Origin of the sequence: Paraburkholderia domus (genome assembly GCF_905220705.1) — a bacterium.
GTDB classification, from domain to species: Bacteria; Pseudomonadota; Gammaproteobacteria; order Burkholderiales; family Burkholderiaceae; genus Paraburkholderia; species Paraburkholderia domus.
Genome location: NZ_CAJNAT010000050.1, coordinates 18,422 through 33,477, shown reverse-complemented (window position 1 = coordinate 33,477; position 15,056 = coordinate 18,422). Strand labels below are relative to the sequence as shown.

Sequence of the window (15,056 nt, the reverse complement as noted above, 5' to 3'; positions counted from 1 at the left end):
AAGGTGGAATATCGCCACGACTGGGCCAACAAGCAGGTGTTCCTGAAGAACGACGGTTCGTATGGCAAGTCCAACGACCTGCTCGGCACGCAACTCATCTACTCGTTCTAACGCTTTGCGTCGAAGTGAGGTGCCCGCTGACGGATGTCAGCCGGGCCCCAGCGCAAAAGTTCAGCGCTTCGCGTGCTGCTTTTTTATCTGCGCTTCACAGAAGGCTGTGAAATGCCGCACAACCTGTCTCGGCTTCATGTTGCGCGACTGTGCAATGCCCAACGTGGCTGCTGCAACGTCGTCCTTGAACCGCTTGACGACGAAATCCTCGCCGTCCACGGTATGGGTCGATTTGAGCGGGAAGTTCAGGATGCTGTATCCCAGACCATTCGCCACCATACCGCGCACCACCTCGGGTTGTGCGGACTTGAACGCCGGGACCGGCCGCTCGCCCACCGCGTCGAACAGGCCCGCAAAATATTCCCGGCTATGTGGCAGGTCCAACATGACGTAGGGCTCCCCAACCAGATTCGCAAGCGCGATCGAGCGATGCTGCGCCAGGTGGTGGGTCTTCGGCAAGATGACGTACGGCGGCAACGTCAGCATGGGCAGGAATTCAATGTCGTCAGTCAGATCGATGCTGTAGGTCAGCGCGAGGTCGAGCGAGCCGTCGTGCAGGCCCGTGAACAAATCTTCCTGATGCGCTTCCAGCGTCTGGAATACGACGCCGGTATGTTGGGCGACAAAGTGGCTGATGAGGCCCGGCAGCAACGGCGGGGCAAGCGAAACCAGACAACCCAGCGCGATGCCGCCCGATATGCCGGTGTCCATCCCGCGGGCAGCAACCTGCAGTTCCTCCGCATTTTTTAGCAGGTCACGCGTCTTGCCCAGCATCTCGCGCCCCGCCTGGGTCAGGGAAAGCCCGGAGGCGTGGTGGCGGATGAACAGTTGCACACCAAAAGACTCCTCTAGCTCCGCAATCGCCGTAGAAATCGAGGGCTGCGAAATGTGCAGGACTTTGGACGCACCGGTAAAAGACAGTGCTTCTGCAGTCACGACAAAGTATCGCAGCTGGCGCAGCGAATACCGAAGCAGTGGGCTTTCCATTGAACTGTTCCCATGAGAAAAATCATTCTGGAGGCGCCGGGCATGCCGCTCGGCTCCGTGCTGATTATCTCGCGCTTTGCATAGCTAAAACAGATGTTTTGCATTTTTTAAATGTGTTTTTCAGATGGTGTGTTTCCGCGTAGATTTCTTTCATCAGTAGATCCTGGAAGGAGAAAGGCATGACAGTTGAAAGAACGTCAATCGATACGCTTGTTGTCGGCGCCGGTCAGGCCGGCATAGCCATGAGTGAACACCTGAGCAAACTCGGGGTACCCCACCTCGTCCTGGAGCGCGATCGAATCGCCGAACGCTGGCGCACGGGGCGGTGGGATTCTCTGGTTGCCAATGGTCCGGCCTGGCACGATCGTTTCCCGGGCATGGAGTTCGACGATCTCGACCCCGACGCCTTTGCTTCGAAGGACCGGGTTGCGGACTATTTTGAAGCCTATGCGAAGAAGTTCAACGCACCCATTCGCACGGGTGTGGAAGTGACGAAGGCTATACGCAATGCGGGCCGCTCGGGCTTCACGATCGAGACAACCAAGGGCGTGATCGAGGCCAACCGCGTGGTTGTCACAACCGGACCCTTTCAGCGCCCGGTCATCCCACCAATCGCGCCTGAAGACGAGAAGCTCACCCAGATCCACTCGGCCGAATATCGCAATCCTGGGCAACTGCCCGAGGGTGGGGTGCTAGTGGTCGGTGCCGGGTCGTCAGGGGTGCAGATCGCGGATGAGCTGCAGCGCGCAGGCAAGAAGGTTTACCTCTCGGTTGGAGCGCACGATCGTCCTCCGCGCGCGTATCGCAACCGCGACTTTTGCTGGTGGCTGGGCGTTCTCGGCGAATGGGATGCAGAGGTCATGAGACCGGGCAGGGAGCATGTCACCATTGCCGTAAGCGGCGCTCGCGGCGGCTATACGGTCGACTTCCGGCGTCTCGCCGCTCAAGGAATCACGCTGGTTGGTTTGACGAAATCGTTCAATGACGGCGTAGTGCGCTTCGAAGCGGATCTTGCAGACAATCTGGCTCGCGGCGATGAGAACTATCTGGCGTTGTTGAATGCAGCCGACGCCTATGTTGCGCGCAATGGTCTCGACCTTCCGGAAGAACCTGAAGCCCGCATTGCGCTGCCGGATCCGGAATGCGTGACTCATCCTCTTCCTGAACTCGATCTGGCGCGGGCCGGCGTCACCTCGATCGTGTGGGCAACCGGCTATGCCGTCGATTACGACTGGCTGCATGTCAATGCTTTCGACTCGAACGGTAAGCCGAAGCATCAGCGCGGCGTGTCGACGGAACCTGGTGTCTATTTCCTGGGTCTGCCATGGCTGTCGCGTCGTGGCTCCGCTTTCATCTGGGGCGTTTGGCACGATGCCAAGCATATTGCCGACCATATCGTTACGCAGCGCAAATATCTCTCCTACCGTGATGCCTCGGAACGCCAGGCAGAAGACGGTCGCGAGATCTACGAAGCAAAATTTCTTCCGAGTACTGAGGTGCACTAATGAGCCAGCCTACACACACCCGCATCCGCATGTTCAACACCAAGGATACCTACCCGAACCAGTCACTGGATAACGATCTTTGTCAGGCCGTGCGCGCCGGCAACACCGTCTATGTGCGCGGTCAGGTGGGCACCGATTTCGACGGCCGGCTGGTCGGGCTCGGCGACCCGGGCGCCCAGGCCGGGCAGGCGATGAAGAACGTCAAGCAGCTGCTGGAAGAGGCGGGCAGTGATTTGTCCCACATCGTCAAGACCACAACCTACCTGATCGACCCGCGCTATCGCGAGCCGGTGTACCAGGAGGTCGGCAAGTGGCTCAAGGGCGTGTTTCCGATTTCCACCGGTCTGGTTGTGAGCGCGCTGGGGCAGCCGCAGTGGCTGATGGAGATCGATGTGATCGCGGTGATCCCGGATGACTGGAAGCCGGCTCAGGCCTAAGGATCAGGACATGACATTCTCTATCGTTGGACGTTGCCCGGAAACCGGGCAGCTTGGGATTGCCATCAGCTCTTCCAGTATCGCGGTGGGTGCTCGATGCCCCTGGGTACGTACGGGTGTGGGTGCGGTGGCGACGCAGAACGTCACGTTGCCTGCTCTCGGTCCACAGATCCTCGACCTCCTCGAAAGCCAGCAGATCGAGCCGGCGGCAGCTCTGGACCGGGCGCTCAGCGCCAACGGTTGGAGCCAGTATCGACAGGTGACGATCATCGACGGCCAGGGCCGTACCGCGTTCTTCAGCGGTAAAGAAGCGCTGGGCGTGCACAACGCCGTGGCCGGTAAGCAGTGCGTAGCCGCTGGCAACTTGCTGGCTGGTGTCCAGGTCATCGAAGCGATGGTTCAGGCGTTCGAGAATGCGCCCGGGATGCTTGCCGAGCGCTTACTGGCGGCAATGCATGCTGCGATGAGGGCCGGTGGTGAAGCGGGGCCCGTGCATTCGGCGGCGCTCAAGGTAGTGGGCGACGTGACCTGGCCGATCGTCGATCTGCGAGTCGACTGGGCGGATGAAGACCAAATCGGCCAGTTGGACGCGCTCTGGCAAGCCTATCGGCCGCAGATGCAAGACTACCTGGTTCGGGCGTTGGATCCGACCGCGGCGCCCAGCTACGGGGTGCCGGGCAATGAGTGAGATGTCCAGCCGCGAGTTGCTCGAACGGCTGATCGGTTTTGCCACGGTCAGTCGGGACTCCAACCTGGAACTGATCGCGTTCATCCGGCATTACCTGGCTGACCTCGGCGTGGAGAGCGAGCTTTTCTACAACCCGGAGCGCACCAAGGCCAACTTGTTCGCCACCATCGGTCCCCGTGACCGAGGTGGCGTTGTGCTTTCCGGCCATACCGATGTAGTGCCGGTGGATGGGCAGGCGTGGACGGTGGAGCCGTTCCGTCTCACCGAGAGAGACGGTCGCTTGTACGGTCGCGGCACGGCCGACATGAAGGGCTTCATCGCCTCGGTGTTGGCGGCGGTACCAGACTTTCTCAAGCGGACGCTCAAGCTACCGGTACACCTTGCCTTCTCCTATGACGAGGAAGTGGGATGCCTGGGTGTGCGGCCGATGTTGGCGGATCTGGAAAAGCGTCCGCACAAGCCTCGCCTGTGCCTGATCGGCGAACCGACCGAGTTGAAACCAGTGCTGGGCCACAAGGGCAAGCTGGCCATGCGTTGCCAGGTGAAAGGGGCCGCCTGCCACTCGGCCTACGCACCCTATGGGGTCAACGCTATCGAATACGCGGCGCGACTGATCGGCCGGCTGGGAGAGATCGGCGCGCAGTTGGCGCGGCCTGAACATCACGATCAGCGCTTCGATCCGCCGTTCTCGACGGTGCAGACCGGTGTGATCAAAGGCGGCCGTGCGCTGAACATCGTGCCGGCTGAATGCGAATTCGATTTCGAGGTACGCGCCTTGCCAGGCTTCCACGCTCACGAAGTGGCGGATGAGTTGCAGACCTACGCCGAGGCCGAGCTGCTGCCGAAGATGCGCTCGGTGCAGCCCGATACTGACATTCGCTTGCAGCCGCTCTCCGCCTACCCGGGATTGGCCACCTCGCCTGACAGCGAAGCGGCACGTCTGTTGGCACTGTTGAGCGGTTCCACCGAGTTCGGTACGGTGGCCTTCGGCACCGAGGGCGGACTGTTCGACCAGGCGGGCATTCCCACCGTGGTCTGCGGGCCGGGAAGCATGGATCAAGGGCACAAGCCGGACGAATTTATTACGCTTGAGCAACTGACCCGATGCGATGCTATGCTGGCTCGCCTGGCCGAATACCTCTGGGGCCCTTGCTGATACTCAGACGAGGCCCACGATGAACCGGGCGCGAATTCGCCGACGCATAACATGGGTGCGACGCGTCGTCGGAATCATGACGCTTCTGGCGTTCGCCAATCACGAACAACATTGGCAAACCGAGCCGGCAATCCGTGAACGCGTTATTGAAACGGATTCTGCACGACACCCGGCTTCGCATCCGGTTCGTCCTTCACCTTCGCCGGCAAATTGGTCTGCGCCTGCAACGCAGCCACCACCGCATCGATCGCTTCCTTCAGCGCCAGCGCCGCTTTCAGCCCGCGCTGGTCCTGAGTCAGCTCCAGCGTTCCGTTCAGCACCACGCGCGTCGTACCGTTGCTGACGGTGAGTGCATCGCCCTGGATGTTGAGCACGTCGTCGTCGTTCGAATAGGGTTTAAACACCTTTCAGTCCTCCCGGTCGCTGATCTTTGAGATTCTCCGGAATACCCGGAAAACGGATGCCCGATGCCGCCTCGAGTTCGTGAATCGTCCTGATGTCGTAGCGGTTGGTCGACACGTTGTCCACCACCACCGCGAACGCCATCTGTCGGGACGGCACGTAGACCACCTTGAACAATTGCGTCGGCACGAAGACGTGCGTCGGTCCGATGGTCTGCAATTGCTGGCCGCTGAAAATCGGCCCGGTGATCACGTAGGTGTCGTCGTAAGACATCGCGATCTTACGTACGGATGTTTCTATCCGCGCCCACAAACGCTGATTGTTTTCGCGGTTCTGCGGCACCACGTTGGCCAGCGAAAACGATTGTGCCATCGCTTCCTGATTCCAGCGATTGCCTGCCGGGCTCATGTGCCCACGGTCGAAGCCGCTGCGCTTATAGTCCGCGAGCGTTGCGCTTTCGCCGTCGGGCAAACGCGCGTCTTCGAAGAATTTGTTGGTGCGGACCATGTCTTTGGCGGCTTCAATATGGTCGCGCGTCAGATGCTCGGCGGACCACAGCGGACCATGCGTGATACCCGAATGCAGCACCGCGAAATCGCTATAGCAAAGCATGCGCGTTTTTGGTGCCATCTTCTGATTGGTCAGAATTGGCCATTGCGCATTCGGGGTGAACTGGGTGCAGGAAGGCGCCGCGCTCGCGTGAGCGGCAACGGCGAATAACAGACAGGCAAACCACTTCTTCATGTGTCGGTCAGTCGAGGGATCGGGGGCGCAAGTATAGCGTCGCGAGTCCGTGTCGAGCGACGTGGAACGCAGGAAAACGCAGGGGGAAGAAGCGATTTTTGCGCGGCGCCCACGGCGATGAAAAGGGTGCAAGCGGAAGAAGCGGAAGAAGCGGAAGAAGCATACGGCGCAAAGCAAAAAGCGCCACACCAAAAAAAAACGGGCCGCTTTGCAGCGACCCTAATGCGTGGAGTTCCAACTGTACGCACGCAAACTTAAGACGGACTTAAGCGCGCGCGATGCAGAGTATGGGGTGAGTTGCGGGTCACAAGCGCGCACACGAATCCGCCCGCGCACGGCGGCGCGGTTCGTGTGAGTAAAAATTTCGACCAGCGAAAAAGCGTTCGAACTTAATTACCGAATACGCTGTGCTCGGCGTGCACGTTCTGGCGGTCGACGGCTTGCAGCCGCCAGAAGCCGCTGGTTTGCGCGCGCGTGGGCAATGCAGTCCACGCTGCTGCACCTTGCGCCGCGCTCACGCGCTGCTTGCGATCAACGTGCAATCCGCGCAGCGTGCACAGCGGCGCATCCGTGCTCGGCGCACAGAGCGTGGTCACGCCATTGTCGTCGTGTAACTCGCCCCACGGGGGCAGATCGATCCCTTGATGCGCTTCCCTCGACCACCGGTGTTCATCGGTGTCGAGCCATAACACAGCGTAATCGTGGCTGACGGTGGGATCGGAACCGTTGATGAGGATGGTCAGTCGCATAGCAGTTCCGTACAAATTGCGAAGTAATGCTTTATCAGTCTATGCCGCGACGCGCGTTATGCAAGGCAAAAAAGGTATGACGATCGGGCACGAAAAAAACTTACGCGCAGCGCATGCGGCTGTACGATAGCCGCGTCGGTAAGACATTCGCGGAGGCGCGCCATGCTGCATCGATTTCTACAACTCACGATGCTGGCGGGATGCCTCGGAGCGGTATCGACACTCAGTGCCGCGGCAGCCAGCGCCCCCTTCGCAGCGCCGGCGCCGATCGTCTATGTGTCCGACTTCGAACTCGACGTGGCCAACGTGAAACCTGACAGTGGGCCGGGGCAACGATTGCGTGGCCTGCGCGGTTTGCTGCCGAGCGGCCCGGGACCGTTAGGCAAGGACAAGAATCCGGAGGACCACGCGAAGGACATCGTGAACGAGATGGCGGACGCGCTGACTGCGGATCTGAAAAAAGGCGGCGTCGATGCGCGGCGCATTGCGCCCGCTCAGCCATTACCCGCTGCAGGTTGGCAAGTGCGCGGCGTGTTCCTGAGTGTCGATGACGGCAATCGTCTAAGACGCGCGATGGTCGGTTTTGGTGCAGGTCAGAACGATATTCAAGTAGCGGTGTCGTGCGACAGCCTGGGGACGGCTGATTTGCAGCCGCTCTATCAGTCCGTCGAAGAGGCCGACAGCAAGGGGAAGCCCGGCGCGGTGATCAAACTCAATCCGTATGTGATCGCGGCCAAGTTCGTGATGGCGAGCGGCGATGAGAAAAAGACGATCAAAAAGACCGCGCAGGAAATTTCGGATTCGGTGATTGCGAAGCTGCACGGGGTGGCGCAGTGACTGACGCGCTGCCGCCCACCCCCGCGCGATAGACAAGCGGCTCAGGCCAGATCCAGCGTGCCGGTCAAATCGCCAAGCGGCGCCAAGCCGTTCTGCGCAAAAGCCCGGTCTCGTGCGACCACCCCATCGAGCGGCGCCAAACCATGCACGCGGCTAATCAGGCGAAGAATCGAATTGGTGTCGTACACCGTGTGATCGACATACCCCTTCTTCGCCAACGGAGAAACCACTAACGCGGGAATCCGCGACCCTGGCCCCCAGCGGTCGCCCTTCGGTGGCGAGACCGGATCCCACCAGCCGCCGTTCTCATCGACCGTGACGACCACAACCGTATTGGCCCACTGCGGGCCGCGCTGAATATGCTCGATCACGTTCGCGATGTGACGATCCCCCGATGCGACGTCCGCATACCCCGCGTGCATGTTCAGGTCGCCCTGCGGTTTGTAGAACGTGACCGCCGGCAAACGCCCCGCGTCGATATCGGCAATCAGACGATTGGTGGACGCGTCGTCGCCGAGACCCGCATCGCGCAGATACTTGTGCCGCGCGGCCGTGCCCGGCGCGTAACTGGTGAAGTAGTTGAACGGCTGATGGTGGTACTGGAAATCAGGCACCGCGCCCGTGTCCTGATGCTCCAGCGCGTACTGCCAGGCGCCGCTGTACCACGCCCAGTCGACGCCCTTGTCCGTCAGCCGGTCGCCGATCGTCGCGAAGTTTTGCGGCGGCAGCACGCGCGGATTCGACGGGTCGGCGAACGCAGGATTGCCGCCTTCGGCCGGACGCACATTGCTCGGCTGGTAGGGCGGCGCCATTGTGTTGACGGCGTAGCCGTCGGCGGTAAACGCGCCGTCGTTGACGAATTTCGGCGGACCGTCGAGCGCGGACGTCGGCGAGCTGGCCGCCAGTTTAAGCCGCGTGCCGGTCGGATCATCGCCCTCGACGACTGACACCATCTTCTTCGCCGGACTGTTGTGGATGTCCGGATAGAACGGCGCCTGCGCCGAGATCAGGAAGATATGGTTCAGCCACGAACCGCCGAAGGCCGCCATGAAGAAGTTGTCGCACAGCGTGTATTGCTGCGCGAGATTCCACAGACGCAGCGTGTCGGCGGAATTGCGGTAGTGCCCCATCACCAGGCCGCCGGAATCGCCCCATGCGGCGAACTGATTGTTGCGCCCTGCGTTGATCTGCATCTGGTTCTGATAGAAGCGATGCACCAGATCGCGCGTGATCACGCCGTTTGGCAACGGCGCGCCTTGCGCATCAGTGATATGGAACGGGCCGTTGCGGAGGTTACCGATGTCCTTCTGGGCAATCATGTAGCGCTTGCCGCCCACCTCCTGCGCTTGCGGCACGAGGCCGCCCCAGATTGCCGGCAGGCGCGGCAGGGGTGTCTTGCCGTCGCGGTCGAGTTGCAGATAACGCTCGGCGCTCACCGCATCGAGCGGATGCTGGACGCCGGGAAAGTTGCCGTACAGGTTCGCGAAACTGCGGTTCTCGGCGTAGATCACCACGATCTGCTTGACCTGGTCGTGTAGCGCGGCGTCGAGCCGCAAGTCTGCGGCACTGCGCGGTGCTGTACCGCTCGCGGTACTTTGCTCGGTCTTGCATCCGGTCAACGCGAGTCCGATACCGACCGCCGCGATCCCGGTCAGGACACGGCGGCGCTCGGGATCGTCGGGGGCGTCGTCGGGGTTCGGCGGCAGGGTCGAGTCGTTGTCTGTCATCGGTATCTCACGGAGTTTGCGTGACGGGCGCTTCACAGCCAAACAGCTGCCGCTCGGGGCGGCGTGCGCGCGGCACCGGGTTCAGAATCGAGGTGGCCGGAAGGTTCCGGCACAACTAAGGTAATCGTCGCTTCACGCGCCAACTGCTGTGCGTCGAGTCGACGGCGAGCAGAAGCCAATGTCTGGCGTCCACGGGATGACGCCTCTGCGTAGCGTAACCATCAACGGTCAATTCGAGTTCGTCGAAAGTCCGCCGATGGCAGGTGGCATGCGCGCCGGAGCCGTCCGCGAATTCGACTATAGCCGCGGCCGCACGGGCCGGCTCGGGCAGGTGTTCAATACGGACCGAGCAACCCGGATAAAGATGCGAGTCGGCAACCTGGATCTGGACGGATTCGGACATGAGCGTAGCCTCCGGACACCTGGCGGGCGCCAAAGCGCAGCAGTGAGACCTCGCGCGATGGACCGCACCAAAGGATAGCACCGCGCGCAACGATGTAAATGACCGTCGCGTGCTTCGCGCTATGATATTGATCTGTACCCGATGAACAGCAGAGACAACGGCAAAGACGGCAGCCAAGATGGCAAAAGAAGAGCAGACAGGAGCGGGACGTAAGCAGGCGAGACCTCGCGGCGCGGCAGCGTCGACTTCGCAGGACGATGCAGCGTTGTCCCACGCGGACGGCGCCGATTCCGCCGATTCCACCGATGAAGAGAGCACCGGCGGATCGACTTATCTTGTGCCGGGGCTGGAGCGCGGCCTGCGCATCCTCGCCGAATTCAGCGCGCGCGAGCCGATTCTGGGTGCCCCCGAATTGTCGAAACGCATCGGCATTCCGCGCACCACCACATTTCGTCTACTGCAAACGCTCGAAGCTTTGGGCTTTCTCGAGCGCGTGAACGGCGACCGCTATTTCCGTTTGAGCGTCGCGGTGCTGCGGCTCGGTTTCGAATACTTGAGTTCGCTCGAACTCACCGACGTCGGTACGCCGATTCTCGAACGTTTGCGCGACGCGACCGGCCTCAGCACCCATCTGCTGATCCGCGATCAGCGCGACGTGGTGTTTGTCGCCAAAGCGCAAACCCATGAGCCGATGTTCAGTTCGGTGAAGGTGCATGTCGGAACGCGTCTGCCCGCGCATGCCACGGTGCATGGTCAGGTGCTGATGGGCGATTTGAGTTTCGAAGAATTGCGTCAGTTGTACCCCGAGCCGCAACTCGAACGTTTCACCGAACGCACGCCAGCAACTGTCGAAGAACTGTATGGAAGAGTGCGCGAAAGCGCGGCGCTCGGCTATGCCTTGAGCGAAGCGTCTTTTGAAAGAGGTATTTCAGTAGTGAGCGCGCCGGTGCGCGATCAAAGCGGCAAGATCGCGGCTGCGCTAACCGTTACCATTCCGCGTTCCGATATCGGCGAAGCCGAAGAACGCGAGCCGCTCATCATCGCGGTTTGCCAGGCGGCGCTCGAATTGTCCGAGCGTCTGAGCTATCGTCCGCGGCCGGATGATCCGACTGCGGCTCAAGCGCGTCGCAGACCGGTTACGGCGCACTGATTCCGGTTTTGCGTCTGCTCATGTCAAACGGCCCCGCTGCTTTCGCACCGGGGCCGTTTGTTTTACATCGTTGGCATCATGGCGATCAGAACGAGTGGTGGATACCCGTCAGAATAATCGTCTGATTCCGGCCGCTCGACACACCCGCCGTAAAGAACGCAGCATCCGTATTCGAGCCCGCGCGCTCATACAGCGCATTCACGTACAACTGCGTCGACTTCGACAGCGCGTAAATATCGCCGATCTCGAACTGCGTCCAGCGGTGACCCGCCAACGTGGTCGTCGCGGCGCCGCCGGCGACGCTATTGAACGGCGTGAACTGATAATTCGCACCTGCGTCGTAGCTCTGATATGTGTCCGAATGACCGGCCGATTCCAGCTTCACACGCGTGTACAGACCATGCACCAGCAGCTTGCCGAACTGGTACGAAGCGCCCGCACCCATGTTCTCGACCTTGTCTGCCGCGTAGTTTGCCGCTGCCACGCCCTGGAAGGTGGTGATGCCCGTGGTCACGATCGACGGTGTTCGGTTGTGCTCATTCGCATAGGTCGCGCCGGCCTTGAACGGACCATTGGCATAACTAAGCGCAAAGCTCAGTGTCTTGCCGGTTGAGAAGTTGGTCGTGTTGCCGAGACCCATCATCGCGCCGACGGAGAAGCCGTTGAAACTCGCCGAGCGGAACTTCACCGAGTTGGCGAACGGCACCACGCTGGTGTCGGCGAGTTCGTCGATGTTGCCCGGGTGGAACGCGTACCAGCTCGCGGCCAGATAACCCGTGCTCAACGGACCCAGCACGTCGAAGCTGAACGGCGTCTGAAGGCCGAGTGTCACCGTGCCGATCTGGTCCGAGCTCAGGCCCACGAAAGCCTGGCGATTGAACAGTGTGCCAGCTGTGACCATTGCACCTGTGGTCGTTCTAAAGCCGTTTTCCAGCTGGAAGACCGTCTTCAGACCACCGCCCAAATCCTCGGCGCCCTTCAGGCCCCAGCGGTCAGGCTGCATGTTGCCCTGTTCTTCCATCCACACCGAGCTGCCATGCACATTGCTGATATACGCGACTCCGGCATCCAGGCTGCCGTATAGCGTCACGCTGCTCTGCGCCCATGCGCCGGTCGTTGCGCAGATTGCCGTCAAGCCGGCCGCCGCAATGATGTGTTTCACCGTTGGTTCTCCTGATCACACGACGGATAGCTCGCGCCGATTTCGTCGTCCCTGATCCTTGCTTTGAGTTGAATGCAGCTTCGGGTTTATGCGCCAAAACTGTTCCGCTTTATGTTCCACCTGTGGGCGTCTGTATCGCCTATGGAAAAGTATAGTGAGTTTGGAAGCGTTCAAAATAAATTTTCGGACCCCGTACAAACCCGGATGACAGCATCGGTATTTGTCTGAAAATTATCGGCAAACCCAAGCCCAGAAGGGATTCTGCGCAAACTCGGCCCTTCATGCCGCTTCACGCGAAGCTGTGTTGCGAACGCCACAGTCGGTGTTTTCCCCTACCAGCCCAGATTTTTATTTTCTCTAGCCGAAGCCACTCCTATAATTATCCATACACGAACTGATGTTCCTTGTATGGAACATAAGGCTTCAGGAGAAGGCGAGAAATGACTGAACAATGGCGCTGCGCCGGCCATGCCGGCGACCTGTCCGAAGACGCGCCGCTCGAGTTCAAACTCGACGGCACGGAAATCGGCATCTACAAGGTGGGCGATGCGCTGTACGCGCTGGAAAACGTCTGCCCCCATGCGTACGCGTTGCTGACGCAGGGCTTTGTCGACGGCGACACCGTCGAATGCCCGCTGCACGAAGCCGTGTTCCATATCCCGACCGGCAAATGCTTGAAAGAGCCCGGTGGCCGCGACCTGAAGATGTACTCGGTACGTCTCGCCGGCGAAGAAATCCAGATCAAGGTGGAATGACATGCGACAGCAAACCGTGAACTTCAATCCCTCCCTGAAGCCGTGGCTCGCGCCGCAGCCGAACAACGTCGCCGGCAAGGGCGTGATCGAAAAGCCGGGCGAGACCGACAACCTCATCTGGCAAACGCGTAAAGCCGAGCCGACCCAGTACGAAAACGACTTTGGCGATGCGCTCGAAAAAGTCTTCGAGGCCGGCGCGAATGAGTTGCAGGAAGTCGTCGACGGGTTGAATCGTTTGGGCTTCCGCACCCCGGAAGGCAACACGTGGGACGCCGACCGTCTCGCCGCCGAATTCCGCCTGCTCGCCGAATAAGCGCGCTTTCCCGAACACGTCTCATCGCTTTCGTTTCCGGAGTCTTTTCATGACGTCCCCTAATACAACGACTCAAGGCGCGGCCGATCCGATCCAGTCCTATCTGGACCGCGGCCTGCGCAACTACTGGTATCCCGTTGCACCGAGCTGGCAGGTTGGCGACGCGCCGGTCGGCATCACGCGTCTCGGCGACCAGATCGTGCTGTGGCGCGACAAGGAAGGCAAAGTCCGCGCGCTCGAAGACCGCTGCCCGCACCGTGGCGCGCGTTTGTCGCTCGGCTGGAATCTCGGCGGCAGCGTTGCGTGCTGGTATCACGGCATTGAAATCGACGGCGGCGGCACGGTCACAAAAGTGCCCGCTGTTTCTAACTGCCCGCTGGAAGGCCAGAAGTGCGTGAAGTCGTATCCGGTCGAAGAACACGCCGGCGCGATTTTCCTGTGGTTCGGCGACGACGCTCATAAAGAACCCACGCCGCTCGTGTTGCCGGAAGAACTGGTCGGCGAGGAGTACGCGAACTTCCTGTGCATGTCGAACTGGAAGTGCAATTACCAGTACGCCATCGACAACGTGATGGACCCGATGCACGGCGCATACCTGCACGCAACCTCGCACTCGATGGCCGAAGGCGACAAGCAGGCCGACATGCGCGTGCGCAAAACCGAAACCGGTCTGATGTTCGAAAAGGTCGGCCAGCGCGACGTGAACTTCGACTGGGTCGAACTCGGCGAAACCGGCACGCTGTGGATGCGCCTCGCGATTCCGTACAAGAAGAAGTTCGGCCCGGGCGGCAACTTCGGGATCATCGGCTTCGCCACGCCGGTCGACGAAAACAACTGCCAGGTTTACTTCTGGCGGACGCGCAAAGTGTCGGGCTGGCAGCGCGACGCATGGCGCTTCATGTATCGCAACCGTCTGGAAGGTCTGCATTGGGACGTGCTCGAGCAAGACCGTTACGTGCTCGAAAGCATGGCGCCGAATGCACGCCAGCACGAATTTCTCTATCAGCACGACGTTGGCATGACGCGTGTGCGCCGCATGTTCCGCCAGCGCGCGCAACAGCATTTCGCCGATCTGGAAGCATATCGCGCTGAAGCCGCTCAGGCTGGCGCCGCGCAAACGGACGCAGCAGGCCACAGCCATGCATAACGACGCGTCATCGGCATTGTCAGCACTCAAAGGCCGGCGTGTCCTCGTGACCGGCGGCGCGCGCGGACTCGGTGCGGCGTTCGTTCGCTCGCTGGTGCAAGCCGGTGCGCAAGTCGTATTCGGCGATGTGCTGCATGACGAAGGCCATGCGCTCGCCGCGTCGCTGGTCGAGCAAGGTCACGCCGTGACGTACCTGCCGCTCGATCTGGCTGATCCCGCCAGCATCAAGCAGTTTGCGGATCAGGCTGCGGCTCAGCTCGGCGGCCTCGACGCACTGATCAACAACGCGGCGATCACCAACTCGGGCGGCAAGTTCGCCGACGAATTGTCGGTCGATACGTGGGACGCCGTGATGAACGTCAACGTGCGCGGCACGTGGCTGATGAGCACCGCCGCGTTGCCGTACCTGCGCGACTCGGGTCGCGGCAGCATCGTCAACATCGCGTCGGATACAGCGATGTGGGGCGCGCCGAAGCTGCTCGCGTATGTGGCCAGCAAAGGCGCCGTGATCTCGATGACCCGCTCGTTGGCGCGCGAATTCGGCGCACATCAAGTGACGGTCAACGCGATCGCACCGGGCCTCACCGAAGTCGAGGCCACCGCTTACGTGCCGGCCGAGCGTCACCAGTATTACCTGCAAGGCCGCGCGCTCACGCGCGCACAAGTGCCCGACGACGTCACCGGGCCGGTCCTGTTCCTGTTGTCCGATGCCGCGCGCTTCGTGACTGGCCAGTTGCTGCCGGTCAACGGCGGCTTTGTGATGAATTGATCTTGTCGAATCGA

General features: G+C 60.9%; 18 protein-coding genes. 11 read left to right on the top strand and 7 right to left on the bottom strand.

The window, feature by feature from the left end:
• Positions 1–111: DUF3138 family protein (locus KHO31_RS37565; protein WP_201081291.1), on the top strand; the 111-nt coding region annotated here is incomplete at its 5' end.
• Between the two features lie 60 nt (positions 112–171).
• Here KHO31_RS37565 and KHO31_RS37560 read toward each other — a convergent pair.
• Entirely contained in the window at positions 172–1,098 is a 927-nt protein-coding gene (locus tag KHO31_RS37560; protein WP_201081293.1) for a LysR family transcriptional regulator, read from the bottom strand.
• A 179-nt stretch (positions 1,099–1,277) separates the two neighbouring features.
• On the opposite strand from KHO31_RS37560, the gene KHO31_RS37555 reads away from it, so the two are divergent.
• The 4 genes from KHO31_RS37555 to argE are packed head-to-tail and all read left to right on the top strand — an operon-like array spanning position 1,278 to position 4,884.
• Positions 1,278–2,603, top strand: a complete 1,326-nt coding sequence (locus KHO31_RS37555; RefSeq protein ID WP_211625870.1) for a flavin-containing monooxygenase — start codon at positions 1,278–1,280, stop codon at positions 2,601–2,603.
• The gene (locus tag KHO31_RS37550) at positions 2,603–3,040 is read left to right on the top strand and encodes a RidA family protein (protein WP_201081297.1); all 438 of its coding nucleotides are present in this window, start codon (positions 2,603–2,605) and stop codon (positions 3,038–3,040) included. The genes KHO31_RS37555 and KHO31_RS37550 overlap by 1 nt, the downstream gene beginning before the upstream one ends.
• A 10-nt stretch (positions 3,041–3,050) precedes the next feature.
• Positions 3,051–3,728: a DUF1028 domain-containing protein gene (locus KHO31_RS37545; protein ID WP_211625868.1), complete on the top strand. Its 678-nt coding sequence runs from the start codon at positions 3,051–3,053 to the stop codon at positions 3,726–3,728.
• Positions 3,721–4,884, top strand: coding sequence for an acetylornithine deacetylase (gene argE / locus KHO31_RS37540; RefSeq protein WP_211625866.1), 1,164 nt, complete (start codon positions 3,721–3,723; stop codon positions 4,882–4,884). The genes KHO31_RS37545 and argE overlap by 8 nt, the downstream gene beginning before the upstream one ends.
• A 143-nt stretch (positions 4,885–5,027) precedes the next feature.
• On the opposite strand, the gene KHO31_RS37535 is transcribed toward argE, so the two are convergent.
• The 3 genes from KHO31_RS37535 to KHO31_RS37525 form a co-directional block, all read right to left on the bottom strand.
• Positions 5,028–5,288, bottom strand: a complete 261-nt coding sequence (locus tag KHO31_RS37535; RefSeq protein WP_121107400.1) for a hypothetical protein — start codon at positions 5,286–5,288, stop codon at positions 5,028–5,030.
• Positions 5,281–6,030 carry a DNA/RNA non-specific endonuclease gene (locus KHO31_RS37530; RefSeq protein ID WP_211625864.1) on the bottom strand — a complete coding sequence of 250 codons (750 nt, stop codon included), beginning with the start codon at positions 6,028–6,030 and terminating at the stop codon, positions 5,281–5,283. The genes KHO31_RS37535 and KHO31_RS37530 overlap by 8 nt, the downstream gene beginning before the upstream one ends.
• Positions 6,031–6,419: 389 nt before the next feature.
• On the bottom strand, positions 6,420–6,779 hold the full coding sequence (locus KHO31_RS37525; RefSeq protein WP_201081306.1) for a DUF3564 domain-containing protein: 360 nt from the start codon (positions 6,777–6,779) through the stop codon (positions 6,420–6,422).
• Between the two features lie 162 nt (positions 6,780–6,941).
• On the opposite strand from KHO31_RS37525, the gene KHO31_RS37520 reads away from it, so the two are divergent.
• The gene (locus KHO31_RS37520; protein ID WP_201123706.1) at positions 6,942–7,616 is read left to right on the top strand and encodes a DUF4410 domain-containing protein; all 675 of its coding nucleotides are present in this window, start codon (positions 6,942–6,944) and stop codon (positions 7,614–7,616) included.
• Positions 7,617–7,657: 41 nt separating this feature from the next.
• On the opposite strand, the gene KHO31_RS37515 is transcribed toward KHO31_RS37520, so the two are convergent.
• Complete coding sequence (locus KHO31_RS37515; protein WP_211625862.1) at positions 7,658–9,343, bottom strand: acid phosphatase; 1,686 nt, start codon at positions 9,341–9,343, stop codon at positions 7,658–7,660.
• Between the two features lie 115 nt (positions 9,344–9,458).
• Positions 9,459–9,746, bottom strand: a complete 288-nt coding sequence (locus KHO31_RS37510; RefSeq protein WP_201081313.1) for a hypothetical protein — start codon at positions 9,744–9,746, stop codon at positions 9,459–9,461.
• 178 nt (positions 9,747–9,924) lie between these two features.
• On the opposite strand from KHO31_RS37510, the gene KHO31_RS37505 reads away from it, so the two are divergent.
• Positions 9,925–10,896, top strand: a complete 972-nt coding sequence (locus KHO31_RS37505) for an IclR family transcriptional regulator (RefSeq protein ID WP_201081315.1) — start codon at positions 9,925–9,927, stop codon at positions 10,894–10,896.
• Positions 10,897–10,981: 85 nt separating this feature from the next.
• Here the strand turns inward: KHO31_RS37505 and KHO31_RS37500 are convergent, their stop codons facing one another.
• Positions 10,982–12,058, bottom strand: coding sequence for a porin (locus KHO31_RS37500; RefSeq protein WP_201081317.1), 1,077 nt, complete (start codon positions 12,056–12,058; stop codon positions 10,982–10,984).
• Between the two features lie 440 nt (positions 12,059–12,498).
• On the opposite strand from KHO31_RS37500, the gene KHO31_RS37495 reads away from it, so the two are divergent.
• From KHO31_RS37495 to KHO31_RS37480, 4 genes are read left to right on the top strand one after another with little or no spacing between them, the layout of a single operon-like run.
• A complete protein-coding gene (locus KHO31_RS37495; RefSeq protein WP_020068683.1) occupies positions 12,499–12,813 on the top strand; it encodes a non-heme iron oxygenase ferredoxin subunit in 315 nt (104 codons plus the stop codon).
• Between the two features lies 1 nt (position 12,814).
• Positions 12,815–13,126 carry a recombinase-like helix-turn-helix domain-containing protein gene (locus KHO31_RS37490; RefSeq protein WP_211625860.1) on the top strand — a complete coding sequence of 104 codons (312 nt, stop codon included), beginning with the start codon at positions 12,815–12,817 and terminating at the stop codon, positions 13,124–13,126.
• Positions 13,127–13,175: 49 nt separating this feature from the next.
• Positions 13,176–14,273 carry an aromatic ring-hydroxylating dioxygenase subunit alpha gene (locus KHO31_RS37485; RefSeq protein ID WP_201139325.1) on the top strand — a complete coding sequence of 366 codons (1,098 nt, stop codon included), beginning with the start codon at positions 13,176–13,178 and terminating at the stop codon, positions 14,271–14,273.
• The gene (locus KHO31_RS37480) at positions 14,266–15,042 is read left to right on the top strand and encodes an SDR family oxidoreductase (RefSeq protein ID WP_201081324.1); all 777 of its coding nucleotides are present in this window, start codon (positions 14,266–14,268) and stop codon (positions 15,040–15,042) included. Before KHO31_RS37485 ends, KHO31_RS37480 begins: the two co-directional genes overlap by 8 nt.
• Positions 15,043–15,056: the final 14 nt, after the last annotated feature.